Raw genomic sequence first — 12,777 nt, 5'->3', positions numbered from 1 at the left:
CATCTCTCCCCAAAACTTCTGCCTGTGCAGTTGTCTTGGACCTAGAGCGGCCCGCGCTTGCCTTTTTCACATTTCATGACATTGTTTTCCCATTCGACGCCAAGTCGGGCGATGCGGGGGAAGACTGGCCATGGCAGAGCATGTCCGGGTGGCGGCCTTGACCGGCTACATGGAAACGATGGCCGGGTTCGCCGTCGATCCGCGGCCTCTCCTGCGCGAACAGGGGCTCTCGCCCGATCTGCTGGTGAACCCCGAACAATTGATCCCGGCACAGGCAGCCATCCGTCTGCTCGAACGCAGTGCGGCGATGACGGGCTGCGTCACATTGGGCTTGCGCATGGCCGAATGCCGATCGCTCGCCAACCTCGGCGCGACGAGCCTGCTGATCGCCCATCAACCTACGTTGCGGCAGGCCCTTTCGGCCTTGGCCGAGTTTCGCTCGCGCATCAATTCGACGCTGGTGCTGCATTTCGAGGAACACGGGGAGGACGTGATCCTGCGCGAAGACTTCCAGCTTCGCCGGCCTGAACCATCGCGGCAGTCAAACGATCTGGCGCTTGGCGTGCTTGCGCGCCTTTGCAGCAGCGTGCTGGGTGATCTGTGGTCGCCAAGCATGGTCTGCTTCACGCATGATGCCCCCCCTGCGGCGGAGTTGCAGATCTTCAGCCGGGTGTTCCATTGCAGGCCGCAATTCGGAAGTGAATTCAACGGCATCGTCCTGCCAATCGCCGATCTTGACCGACCCAACACCAAGGCGGACGACCAGTTGGCCCGCCACGCTCGGCAATTGCTCGAAGCGGTCATGAGCCCGGTTGACCGCACGGTTGCGCAGGACGTCAGCCAATTGATCCAGCTCCTGATGCCATCGGGCCGTGCGAGCATCCAGGGCTGTGCTGCCGCATTGGGCATGACGGTCAGGACACTGCAAAGGGCACTGGACGCCGAAGGAACCAGCTTCAGCACGCTCCTCCACAGCGCCCGCATGAACCTTGCCGTGCAATATCTTGCCAATCCTCGGATGCGAATAACCGACGTTGCGGAACTGCTAGGCTATAGCTCTATTGGCGCATTCACTCGCTGGCATGGCGCGACTTTTGGAGAAAGCCCGAGGAAGGCCCGGTCTTTTTCTTAAGCCGCCTTGAAAAGCGACGTTCAGCGGGCCGAAGCATGGGGTCGAGAGCGGTCGTTCATTCAAGTTTGTAACGTTTCACTCGATTAACGTGATCCAAGCCCACCTGTCATTCCGACGAGCCTAGCGGTGGCACAATAGCCAAGAGCGACACTTGGCGAACGTAGCTTAGCCTGACCCAAATTTTTTATTCACGCGTAATGCTTTGCTCGCGACGCTGCGAGCCTTCTTGCCGAGCCCTCGCACGCAACTCCTCCAGCAGCACGCGAAACGCGGGCGAGAGATTACGCCGGTCGGGGTAGTAAAGGTGATGGCCGGCAAAAGGCGGGCACCAGTCAGCAAGCAAGCGCACCAGTCGCCCAGATGCAAGGTGTGCGCGCAGGTCGTCGTCCTCGATCACACAGGCGAGGCCATGACCAGCCAGTGCCGCCTCGATCGCCAGAGCGCTGTCATTGACGATCACACTCCCCTCCACGCGCACGTTCAGGGTCTGCCCCGCCTTTTCGAACTCCCACGCATAGAGATTGCCGCGGGTCGCCATGCGCAGGTTGATGCAGCGGTGCGCAATCAGGTCACGCGGCGTTTTCGGCGGCGCATGCTTGGCAAAGTAGTCGGGCGCACCGATCACGGCCATGCGCAGGTCCGGGCCTATGCGCACCGCGATCATGTCCTTTTCCAGGCTCTCGCCCAAGCGCACACCGGCATCGAACCTGTCCGCCACGATGTTGGTCAAAGCACCATCGATCGACAGTTCGATCTGAATCTCGGGATAGCGGGCCAGCACCGCGTCGACTGCCGGCCACAAGACCGTTTGCGCGGCGTGACGGCTGGTGGTGATGCGAACCATGCCCGAGGGACGCTCGCGTAGCTGGGCCAGCGAGGCGAGCTGCTGCCGGATGTCGCCCAGTGCTGGCCGCAGGGTGCCAAGCAATTGCTCTCCAGCTTGTGTCGGGCTCACGCTGCGCGTTGTGCGCGCAAGCAGCTTGATGTCGAGATGGGATTCCAACCGGCGCACGGCATTGCTGATCGCCGATTGCGACGTTCCCAACCTCGCCGCCGCACGGGTGAAGCTGCGCTCCTCGGCGACGATCAGAAACGTCGACAGATCGCCCAGCTCATCGCGCATCATTTATCTCGTTTCGATATAGGTTCATGCAAAAAGACATGTCTAATCGGCAATAATCACTTGGTCTATGCTCCTCTTCAAGATGCAATGCTGCTGGCGGCAAGCAGGGCAGAAGAATGCCGGTCTCGAGCAGGAAGAGTGATCCATGGACGTTGTAGTCATCATCGGCGCAGGCGGTATCGGCGAGGCAATCGCACGCAGACAAGGGTTCGGCCGCAAGCTGCTGCTGGCAGATTGCAACGCGGCCGTCCTCGAAGCGGCCGCACAGCGCCTGACCGATGCCGGCTATCAGGTGCAAACGCAGCCGGTCGATACCACCATGCGCCAGTCTGTCGAAGCGCTGGCTACACGGGCGGCCGCCCTTGGCACGGTCGTTCAGGTCGTCAACACCGCTGGTGTATCACCCAACATGGCTGGGCCCGAGCGGGTGCTTGAAGTTGATCTCTATGGCTCGGCTCTGGTGTTCGAGGTTTTCGAAAGCGTGATTGCACCCGGCGGGGCGGGCCTGATCGTCTCGAGCATGGCCGGCCACATGCTGCCCCAGCTTCCAGCTGATCAGGAACAGGCATTGGCCTTCACGCCCGCCGATGACCTGCTTGCCTTGCCGTTCCTCGGGCGTGAGTGCGTGCCGGATTCGATGGTCGCCTATTGCCTGGCCAAGCAAGCCAACGCGCTGCGGGTGCGGGCGGCGGCATTGTCATGGGGAAGCCGGGGCGCGCGGGTCAATGCGATCAGTCCCGGCATAGTGGTGACCCCGCTCGCGCGCCACGAACTTTCATCGCCAATCGGCGATGGCTACCGGGCGATGGTCGATGCGTCGCCTGCCGGCCGGATGGCGCCGCCTGAAGAGATCGCGCTCGCCTGCGCATGGCTGCTTGGACCGGATGCCGGCTTCGTGACCGGCACCGATCTGCTGATCGACGGCGGCGTCATCGCCGCGATGTTTGCGGGCAAGATCCGGCTGCCCGGTTGAACCTCATTCTCAAGGAGTTGAGCTATGCATAATCGCACTCTGGGCCAATCTGGCCTGTCCGTTTCCGCCCTCGGCTATGGCTGCATGGGCATCGACTTCGGCTACAGCAACAAGCTGTCGCGCGCTGATGGCATTACCATGATCCGCGCAGCCTTCGAACGTGGCGTCACGTTCTTCGACACTGCCGAAGTCTATGGCCCTTGGACCAACGAGGACATGGTCGGCGAAGCGCTTGAACCGTTCCGCGACGAAGTCGTGATCGCGACCAAGTTCGGCTTTGATATCGACCCCGACAGTGGCGCAATGCGCGGCGTAGACAGCCGCCCCGAACAGATCCGCCGCGTCTGCGATGCCTCGCTCAAGCGGTTGCGTGTCGATGCGATCGATCTGTTCTATCAGCACCGCGTCGATCCCAAGGTGCCAATCGAGGACGTGGCGGGAACCGTGCGAGACCTGATCGCCGAGGGCAAGGTAAAGCACTTCGGCATGTCGGAGCCGGGCGCAGCCACGGTGCGGCGCGCCCACTCGGTGCAGCCCGTGGCGGCACTTCAGAACGAATACTCGTTGTGGACGCGGCAGGTGGAGACAAACGGTATTCTCGACGCCTGCCGTGAACTCGGCATCGGCCTTGTGCCATATTCCCCGCTCGGCAAGGGCTTCCTTGCTGGCGGTATCGCCAGCGCCGAGCAGGTGGCCCAAGGCGACTTCCGCGGCACCCTGCCGCGCTTTCAGGCCGCAGCCTTCGCTCACAACCTGAAGTTGCTGGACCTTGTGAAGAAAATCGCGGCTGACCGTGGCGCGACCCCTGCGCAGATCGCGCTCGCATGGCTCTTGGCCAAAGCGCCCTTCATCGTGCCGATCCCTGGCACAACCAGGCTGCATCGGCTCGAGGAAAACCTCGGCGCAGCAGACATCGCCCTCTCGCGTGAGGATCTTGCCGAGATTGAAGCTCTCCTGGCGACCGTCAGCGTGGAAGGAGCGCGTTACACTCCGGCTGGTGAGGCAGCGACAGGCCTTTGATAGGCACGATGTCCGGCAGGCCATCAGAAAGGCGATAACGACATGAGCACCATCGTGGTCAATGGTCAGCAGCGTAAGTTCAAGGCATCGCCTGACACCCCGCTGCTCTACGTCCTGCGCAATGAACTGGGCATCATGGGGGTCAAATTTGGATGCGGACTTGCCCAGTGCGGCGCTTGTTCGGTCTTGCTGGGCGATGAGGAAGTGCGTGCTTGCGTGACCCCTATCTCGGCGCTGGAAGGCAAACCGGTGACCACCGTGGACGGCCTCCCCCAACGTTGGGCCAGTCAGAAGGGCAAATTGTCTGCAGACACGCTTCATCCAGTGCAGCAAGCGTGGATCGACGAACAGGTGCCCCAGTGCGGGATCTGCCAGTTCGGCATGATGATCAAGGTCACCGAACTGCTTGAGGCCAATCCCAAGCCGTCTGATCAGGACATTCGCGACGCTCTCACCACTTCAGGCCCGTCGCCGCACCTGTGCCGCTGCGGAAGTTATGCCGCGATACTCGAGGGCGCTCACCGTGCGGCACAGCTCATGGCGCGAGGAGCAGCGGAATGACCGAGACGCCAGGCAAGTACTCAACCGCCATCGTCTACGACATGAGCGTGCACGGTGCCCGGCTGGCTGGCGTGAGCCGGCGGGGCGTCCTGGCTGCAGGAGGGGCGCTGGCCGCTGTCTTTGCCATGACGGGCCGAGGTGCCATGGCACAGGCGGCAAGCGCCCTGACCCGCACGCAGACGCGCTCAGCAGCCACTGTTCAGGGCTGGATCGAAATCCGCGCCGACAACACCGTCCTGCTGCGCACCGGCAAGTGTGACTTTGGGCAAAGCACGGTCTACACCGCCTATCGCCAGATCGTGGCAGAGGAACTGTGCGTTCCGCTGGATGCCATGACCGAAGTGGTCTCGGGCGACACCGATCGCACGCCCGACGGCGGCGGCACCTTCGGTTTGCTTCGCTACGGTCAGAACCTGCGGAAGGTCGCAGCGCTGATGCGCGAAGCTTCACTTGAACTCGCCGCGAGGCGGCTTGCGGTGCCACGCGCTAGTCTTACCGTTCATGATGGCCTGATCTCCGGTGAAAGCAAGAAGATCAGCTACGGCGACCTGCTGAAGGGCGAAGACCTGCAACTGGTCATCCCAATTGCCGGTGACCTGACCATGCCCACGGGCCTGCGCGTTGATGCCGATCCGCCGCTGAAGCCAGTGAAGGACTACACGATAATCGGCAAGCCGGTGCTCAACCCTTCGATCGCACCCAAGGTTGCGGGCAAGACCGTGTGGGTAGGCGACGTGACATTGCCCGGAATGCTCCATGCCCGCACGATCCACCCGGCAACGCTGGGATCGACGCTGATCGCACCGGGCAAGCTGGATCACTCGCAGTTCCCCGGCGCACGACTGGTGAGGATCGGCAACCTGCTTGCCGTTGTATCTCCCGACGAATGGGAGGCGGTTCAGGCTGCACAGTCGGTCGCAGACGGTTGCGAATGGTCAAAGTGGGAAGGACTACCCGGCAGCGATCGCTTGGCCGACCATCTGCGAACGCTGGCGGCTGAAGACCCCACGCCAGCCCGCGAGGGTCGGGCGAACAGAGGCGAGGCTTCGTCGGTCAAGACGACGCGTGAGCTTCGGGCCAGCTATTTGATGCCATACCAGAAACATGCCCCGATCAGCCCGATGGTCAGCCTCGCCGACTATCGCGAGGACGGCTGGGTATGGCTTCACACGCATAGCCAGAATCCTCAGCATTTGCGGCGGATGATCGCGCTGATGCTGGGTTGCGACGAAGACAAGGTGGTGGTGCGAACCTATCCCGGCGCTGGGCACTATGGCCGCTCCAACGGCGGAAGCGCCGGAAGCGAGGACGAGGCGGTCCTTCTCTCGCGCGAATTGCGGCGACCAGTGCGTGTGCAATGGATGCGCGCTGACGACATGCAATGGTCGACGCAATCACCGGCGATGATCTCGGACATCCGCATCGCTCTTGATGATGCCGGAAAGATCTCTGCCTATGAAGCATCGCACACAGGGCCAGGGATGCAGGACGATCGCCTGGTCGGCGCGTTGCTGGCAGGCATGCCGGTTATCCCCGCACCCTCGTCTGACACGACTTACGGCTTCCAGAGCACGGTCCTGACCGTCAACGACACTTGGGTCTACGGCGCAGTGCCTGCAGTGCACGAACAAGCCAAGGGAGGCGCGCATCCCGGCCAGACCGAAGCCAGCAGCATGGTGGGCTTGCGCAGCCATTCCATGCGCACCCCCATTCAATTCCAGCAGAATTGCCCGCGCGAGATTGCGATCAGTGAAGCGGCGATGCTGGCAGGCAAGGACCCGCTCCAGTTCAGGCTCGACCATGTCAGCGACCCGCGCTTCGTGGCCATCCTTGAGCGGTTGCGCACCGAAGCGAAGTGGGAGAACCGCCCATCGCCCTCACCGCAGGCCAGAAGCCAGGGCAGCGATCCGGTCAGGGGGCAAGGCGTTTCAATCATGCTGCGCGACAACGGCTACTGGGCCTGCGCTGCACAGGTGACGGTCATTCCCGCAAGCGGCGAAGTCAGGGTCGAGCGCATGACGATCGTTGCCGACGTGGGCATCGTGATCAACCCGCTCCAGCTGCGCCGACAGATCCAGGCTGGGTGCCTGATGGGTGTAAGCCAGGCTCTACATGAGGAATTGAGCTTCGATAAGGGCGCGGTGACAGCAACGGACTGGTCTGGCTACCCCATCCTCACCATGGCTGAGATGCCGGAACTGCAGGTTGTGATCACCGACAATTCCAGCGTCGGCACCTACGGCCAAGGCTCCGAGAGTGCCAACGCTCTCGCCTCGCCCGCCATCGCCGCAGCGGTCATGGACGCAACCGGGAAGCCGATACGACAGATGCCTCTAAAGCCCGAGCATGTGCGGGTAGCAATGGTGCATGCTGCTTAACTGTTCGGGAAATGGCGATGCACAATGCCTTTGATCAGGAGTCCGAACGTCGCCGGATTACTTTCGGCATTGCTGGCTGAGTGCTTTGGGTTAGTAAGCTGCCGCAGGTGCAAATGGAGACAGAGGCGTGGCAGTTGTCGCTCTCATTCCGGACATTCGATCAGCAGTTTGTCGTGATCGATTCGTGTCGTTGGTTCATCACCTGCGGATCGCCAGCGAGACATGATTTTGAGAAATTTCCCGAGGGACAAGCGGGAAAAGCCTGCCCCTCGGAAACCAGTTTAGAAGCGGGCACCGACCCGGGCGTAGACCTGACGGCCGAATGGATCGGCGATCGAGGGCAGGTAGCCGTTGAAGCGGGCAAAGCCCGGTGCGGTATTGAACACATTGATCACGCCGACGGTCAGGTCGAAGCGATCGTCAACACCAAAGCGCAAGCCATACTGCAGGTCGAACACCGAGAACGCCTTAATTTTCGTCGTGGCTGTGGCGGGTATGACCGAACCGCTTCCCGAGGTGTTGAGGGCAATTGCCTGATCGTCAACCACGCCCGAGGTATAGCGCCAAGTACCCGATAGCGTGTGACGGCCATATTCGAGGTCAAGCCCGGCCACACTGCGCCAGCGTGGTGCGGCCGCAGCTGAGAGTGGCGACTGGACGAACTGGTTGCGGAACCCGACCCCGTTGTAGACGATGGACTTGGCGCCCGGCGTGGTCGAGCCGATGTCGATGTCGTACTTCAGCAGATAGGTAAGGTTGTCACGCAATGTGACGGCCACCGGGCCAAGATCAAACCCGATCGAGGCTGCAAAGTCGAGACCGGACGTGGCCGTGCCGCTCGGTGCGTTGAACGAGGTCACCTGCACGGCCTGGATGTTGCCGCTGGAATCGCGGATCACAGCTGCACCGTTCGGGCTTGCGTTCACCACGGCCTGCGCGCTCTGCAACTGGATCTGGTTGTTATACTTGTAGTGCCAGTAATCGAGCGAGAGCCGCGCCCGTGACATGGGCAGCACAGTCGCGCCGATGTTGAAGACGTCGGCAGTCTGCGGCTTGAGGTTGGGATTGCCGAAAGTCTGGATCGTGCGGAACGTGGTGTCGACCGGGGTCTTGGTCGGATCGGTCACGCTACCGACGCCGGTCGAGATCAAAGCGGTCGAGCCGTTGGCGATGGTTGGTGCCTGGAAAGCCCGGCTGATCGAGCCGCGCAAGCTGAGCTGATCAATCACGCGCCAGTTCACTGCAGCCTTGGGCGTTGTCGTGTTGAAGCCGCCGTAATCTTCGTAGCGCGCTGCAACGTTGACGTTGAGACCGTCGAGCACTTCGTAGTTGGCTTCGACGAAGGCGCTCTTCACCGTGCGGGTGAAATTGGTGTTCAGGCGCTTGCCGAGAAACCCTGCAAAGCCGTTGAGCAGCAGATCCGAATAGTGCGACGAGGACTTCTCGCGGCGGTACTGGCCGCCGACGGCAACGGCGAGGTCATGCCCGTTGATAGTGGCGAGAGTGCCGTTAACAACTGCTTCGGCAAGGTAGTACTCGCGCTTGTAATCAAAGTAGACGTCGGTCTGCAGATTGTGGATCAGCGATGGGTCCAACTTCGAAAGATCGGACTGCAGCGGGCCGTAGTAGAGGCAGTTGCCCTTGCCGGCTACAGCCCCGGCACCTGCCCCGTTGAACAGGTAGTTGCAGTTCGGGCCGCCGAAACCATTCAGCGCGGCCTGGAACAGGTTCATATCCGTATCCTTGTCGCGCGCAATGGTGTGCGATGCGGAGTAGGACACGTTCGCCGTATACTTCCAATCGGCCAGTAGCTTGCCGCGAGCACCGACTACATAGTGCTGCTGGTCCACGGTATCGCGCATCACGCGGTAATCGTAGCCGCCGGGGAACCCTTCCTCGCCGATAGCGCGACCGAAGAACACTGCGCCTACGCCGAACGGGTTGAAGGGGTTGCTCGAAGGCATCGTCGCATTGCCTGCATTCTGAGCATAGGACGGCACGCCGTAGCGCTTGGAATCCTGATGGTAGTAGCTGATCTCCGCGAAGATCGTCTGATCGGGCGCGATCTCGATCGTCGTATCGTTGTGGACGTTGATGCTGCGCGATTCCGGGCGGATCGGATTCTTCGGCTGGAAATTATAGGCGCAATTGCCAAGACCGAAAGTAGCGCCAGTCGCGGGGACGTAGACGCTGTTTGTTCCGGCCTTGCCACAGTTTGGATCGACGACCGTCAGCCGACCGCCAACCGCCTTTGTGTCGAACAGTGCGGTATAGTCGTTGCCGTTGATCACGAGATTGCCGCCACCAGCCGCGGTCGGACGCCCCAGCAAGGTGAAGCGGCCGGGAAAGCCCGCGCCCGATGGGTTGAAGAAATTGGTGACTTCGCGGTCATCGTTCTGCAGGTTGTCGGTAAAACGATAACTTGCCGAAGTGACCGAATGGAACGTGTCGTTGCCGATGCCGACCATCGCCTGCACGTTCCACGAATGCGATTTGTCGATCCCGGTGTACTGCGCCGTGATCTTCGCGCCTTCGAACTTGGTGTTGGTGATGACGTTGAACACGCCCGCGACCGCATCGGCACCGTAGGTGGAGGAAGCGCCGTCAAGCACGGTCTCGACGCGGTTGATCGCGATGTCTGGCGTGAGGCTGTTGAGGTTGACGAAATCGTCGCCGCCCTGCGGGGTCACGCGGCGATTGTTGAGCAGGACCAGCGTGGAACCGCTGCCAAGGCCGCGCAGGTTGACCGAGCGCGTATCGCGGGTGTCTGCACCACCCTTGGCCAGATCCTGCATCCCGCCCGCGCTGCCGACGTTCTGCGGGATGAAGCGGGTGAGATCGCCGAGCGAGGTTACGCCGGTGCGCTGCAGCGCCTTTGCATCGACGGCGAGCACGGGGGAGGCGCGATCTTCCTGGCGGATGTTGCCGAGGTACGTGCCGGTGACGACGATCTCTTCGCTCTTCTGCAGTGCATCGGCGGCAGGTTCTCCAGCAGCGGGCTGGTCTGCGCTTTGCGCAAAAGCCGGCGCGGCCGAAGCGGCGATCAGCGCTAGCGCGGAAATTCCGGCAAGTCGCAAGCCGGCATGTGATGACGTGGACATTTTCACCCTCCCATTCAAACTTGCCTGAAGGGTGGTGCTGCGAGCAGCGTCGCTCGCAACCTGACAGGCACCGTTGCGGCACCAGCGTCGGGCTATCCCCTCATGCAATCCTCGATTTTGACCTTGCCTCAGCTTGTTCAAGCAAGGAAATATAAGTTTCTGATCGATTGATCAGGAATTTGCATCAATACCTGTCAGCGCAGAACTTCGCTCTCTTCGGCCTGGCGGAGCAGGCGCTCGGCGTCTCTTGGCAGGAGCCAGCCTGCGGCCTGCTGCCGCGCAACGGCGGCGCGGACGCTGGCGAGAAAACCATCGCGATTGCCATAGCGCTCTTCGAGCGAGGCTCGCGTATCGCCCGCCTTCAGGCGCTCCGCCCGGGTCTTCGCAAAGGGCACGAACCCGCCGATGAAGCTGCAACCGCTTCCGGCATCGAAGCCGGTCGTCGTCTCGTTCCAGCCCAGGTACGTGCCAAGCGGAACCTGCAACTGGACCGAGGGAATGCCCGCCGTCTCGTTGCCATCGTCATTCACGCGCGGCACCAGTTGCGGGATCGTGCCGCGCTGTTCCGGCGGCAACGTGGAAAGCGATCCGCTGACGTCGCGCGCGCGGAAGGCCTTGCCAAAGCGGTAGTCGGGCATGCGGTTGAGCATTCGTGCCGGATCGGGCGTGCCCGGAACGCCACGCCATCCCATCGCCTCGGCGGTTGCCGGCACAAGCTCGCCCCCGGCAAGAGTGGGGTAGGCGCTGGGCTTTGGCGCAGTGCCGCTGCGCACCCAATCAACCAGCATCGCTTGCGCGGCGTGCAGGCTCTCCAGCGAAGGATTGGGATTGCCGGGAAGCTTGCAGCCCGGCACCGCGCCATCGCCGGCGGGTTTGAACCCGCCCGTCCACGATCCGCCGTGGGTGACGCTCGGGAAGTAGTAGCGGCGCACGTTGGCCGGAAGCGGCACATCGCCGGCGGCATCGGTGCCGATCAGCCCTGGTGCCATGCGCAGGCCCCAGAACTCGGCAGAGCCGAACGTCTCGATGACCTTGGGACAGGTGTTCGACAGCGCGCAGCGATCGAGCAGGCTGGTTGTGCCAAGCCCGCGCACCCGGTCGTTGTAGGGCGACCACCACAGCGTGCCTTCGCTACCCGGTTCGAAGGCACGGGCGGCACCACCCGGAACGCCGAAGCGCAGGTTCAGTGGAACCTGCCGGGCCGCGATGTTGGGATTGATCCCGTCAAACACGGTGCGTCCGGCCTCATCGGCATTGAAGCCGAGATTGACGAAGCTCTTGAGGAAGTTCCCCGATTGCGAGGTGCCGCTTGCCACCGTCCAGCGGATTGCACCGGCGACATCGTCCGGGCTGCGCCGCAGATGCGCAACCAGATCGCGCGTGGCGGCAAAGCCGATGCCCAGCACCAGCGGATCCTTGCCGGTATAGACCAGCGTATAGGTCCGCGCCGCGTCAAAACCACCGCGCAGGCACAGGCTCGACGGGTCGGGCGTGCCGGGAAATGCCTTTGTCGAACAGTCGGCAAAGGCAAAGTCGCGGGCGGCTACTGGATGGCGCGTCTCGCTCCCCGCGGTCTGGTAGAACAGTCTCGCCTTGCGCGTATCGAGCGAAACCGGCTGCGGGCGAGCCGTGGGACGGCCAATACTGCCGGTGATGGCCGCGCTGCGCGTTCCCGATGGCACATCCTGAAAGCGCACAAGCACGGGCCCGGTCAGCGGCCTTCCGCCTTTCCCTCTGGCAACGGGCACAGTCACGGTCTGCAGCCCCGCATCCTTGGGCAGATCGCCCTGCCAGCCACTGACGAGGCGCACATGTCCGTCCGGATCCGGCCCGATCAGGAAGTTGCCGCGGTTCGGCACGTCATAGAACAGGACGCCACTTGCCTTCGCTCTGTCGATCGGGCGGGCAAGCTTGAACGTGGCGCTGTACTCCACCATCCCCTGCGAATTGCGGGGGGCCTGGGCAATGTCGGTGATCACGGCATTGCCAGGCAGGTGCGGATCGAGCGTTCCGGCGAAATTGCCAGATACGATCTCGTAGGCCGGTGTGCCTGCCACCGGTTCGGCCGGGGTGACTGTTTGCACCACCACGCGGTCCACCTTCGCGGCGATGGTGGCGGGCTGGATCAGCGCGAGGCTGGAAAGTCCGGCGAGGACAAGGCTGCGCTTGCGGTTCATCATCACAGATCCTCAACAGACATATCGAGCAACTGCGCGCCCAGCGTCTTGCCGTGCGGATCAAGTGCGAGCGAGCGGGTAACGCCACCAGCCAGCGCGCCTTCGAGCACGAAGTTGAGCGCGTGCAGGCCGGGCAGTTCGAAGCGCACGATGCGTTTGCAGGCAAGGTTCGGGAGGTGCCGGGCGATGCGCTCTGCCGTCACCGCCTGCACCAGCAGCGCGTAGTCCGTTGCCCTATGGGCGAACACGGCAATCTGCGAAGTGTCGCCCTTGTCGCCGGTGCGCACGTGGGCAATGTCGCGAAGGATCATC

At 62.5% G+C, this 12,777-nt stretch carries 9 protein-coding genes; 5 read left to right on the top strand and 4 right to left on the bottom strand.

From position 1 onward, the window contains the following. The first annotated feature begins 130 nt into the window (after nucleotides 1–130). The gene (locus HGI46_RS15410) at nucleotides 131–1,132 is read left to right on the top strand and encodes an AraC family transcriptional regulator (RefSeq protein ID WP_168904985.1); all 1,002 of its coding nucleotides are present in this window, start codon (nucleotides 131–133) and stop codon (nucleotides 1,130–1,132) included. Nucleotides 1,133–1,316: 184 nt separating this feature from the next. Here HGI46_RS15410 and HGI46_RS15405 read toward each other — a convergent pair whose 3' ends face one another. Beyond that, nucleotides 1,317–2,258, bottom strand: coding sequence for a LysR family transcriptional regulator (locus HGI46_RS15405; protein WP_168904984.1), 942 nt, complete (start codon nucleotides 2,256–2,258; stop codon nucleotides 1,317–1,319). A gap of 142 nt (nucleotides 2,259–2,400) precedes the next feature. On the opposite strand from HGI46_RS15405, the gene HGI46_RS15400 reads away from it, so the two are divergent. The 4 genes from HGI46_RS15400 to HGI46_RS15385 are packed head-to-tail and all read left to right on the top strand — an operon-like array spanning nucleotide 2,401 to nucleotide 7,187. Further along, nucleotides 2,401–3,228, top strand: a complete 828-nt coding sequence (locus HGI46_RS15400) for an SDR family oxidoreductase (protein WP_168904983.1) — start codon at nucleotides 2,401–2,403, stop codon at nucleotides 3,226–3,228. A 24-nt stretch (nucleotides 3,229–3,252) separates the two neighbouring features. After that, complete coding sequence (locus tag HGI46_RS15395; protein ID WP_168904982.1) at nucleotides 3,253–4,248, top strand: aldo/keto reductase; 996 nt, start codon at nucleotides 3,253–3,255, stop codon at nucleotides 4,246–4,248. A gap of 42 nt (nucleotides 4,249–4,290) precedes the next feature. Then, on the top strand, nucleotides 4,291–4,809 hold the full coding sequence (locus HGI46_RS15390; RefSeq protein WP_168904981.1) for a (2Fe-2S)-binding protein: 519 nt from the start codon (nucleotides 4,291–4,293) through the stop codon (nucleotides 4,807–4,809). Continuing rightward, complete coding sequence (locus HGI46_RS15385; protein ID WP_168904980.1) at nucleotides 4,806–7,187, top strand: molybdopterin cofactor-binding domain-containing protein; 2,382 nt, start codon at nucleotides 4,806–4,808, stop codon at nucleotides 7,185–7,187. Before HGI46_RS15390 ends, HGI46_RS15385 begins: the two co-directional genes overlap by 4 nt. A gap of 281 nt (nucleotides 7,188–7,468) precedes the next feature. Here HGI46_RS15385 and HGI46_RS15380 read toward each other — a convergent pair whose 3' ends face one another. The 3 genes from HGI46_RS15380 to HGI46_RS15370 all read right to left on the bottom strand — a co-directional run bounded on the left by HGI46_RS15380 (nucleotide 7,469) and on the right by HGI46_RS15370 (nucleotide 12,776). Then, entirely contained in the window at nucleotides 7,469–10,288 is a 2,820-nt protein-coding gene (locus tag HGI46_RS15380) for a TonB-dependent receptor (protein WP_168904979.1), read from the bottom strand. A gap of 194 nt (nucleotides 10,289–10,482) precedes the next feature. Then, nucleotides 10,483–12,465, bottom strand: coding sequence for an alpha/beta hydrolase domain-containing protein (locus HGI46_RS15375; RefSeq protein WP_168904978.1), 1,983 nt, complete (start codon nucleotides 12,463–12,465; stop codon nucleotides 10,483–10,485). A 2-nt stretch (nucleotides 12,466–12,467) separates the two neighbouring features. Further along, nucleotides 12,468–12,776 (bottom strand): hypothetical protein, encoded by a 309-nt coding sequence (locus HGI46_RS15370; protein WP_118075734.1) that lies wholly within the window; start codon nucleotides 12,774–12,776, stop codon nucleotides 12,468–12,470. Nucleotide 12,777 lies beyond the last annotated feature (1 nt).

It is taken from the genome of Novosphingobium sp. ERW19 (assembly GCF_012641315.1).
Classification (GTDB): Bacteria; Pseudomonadota; Alphaproteobacteria; order Sphingomonadales; family Sphingomonadaceae; genus Novosphingobium.
Note: the sequence above shows the minus strand (reverse complement) of the source record. Positions and strands in the feature narration are given on the sequence as shown.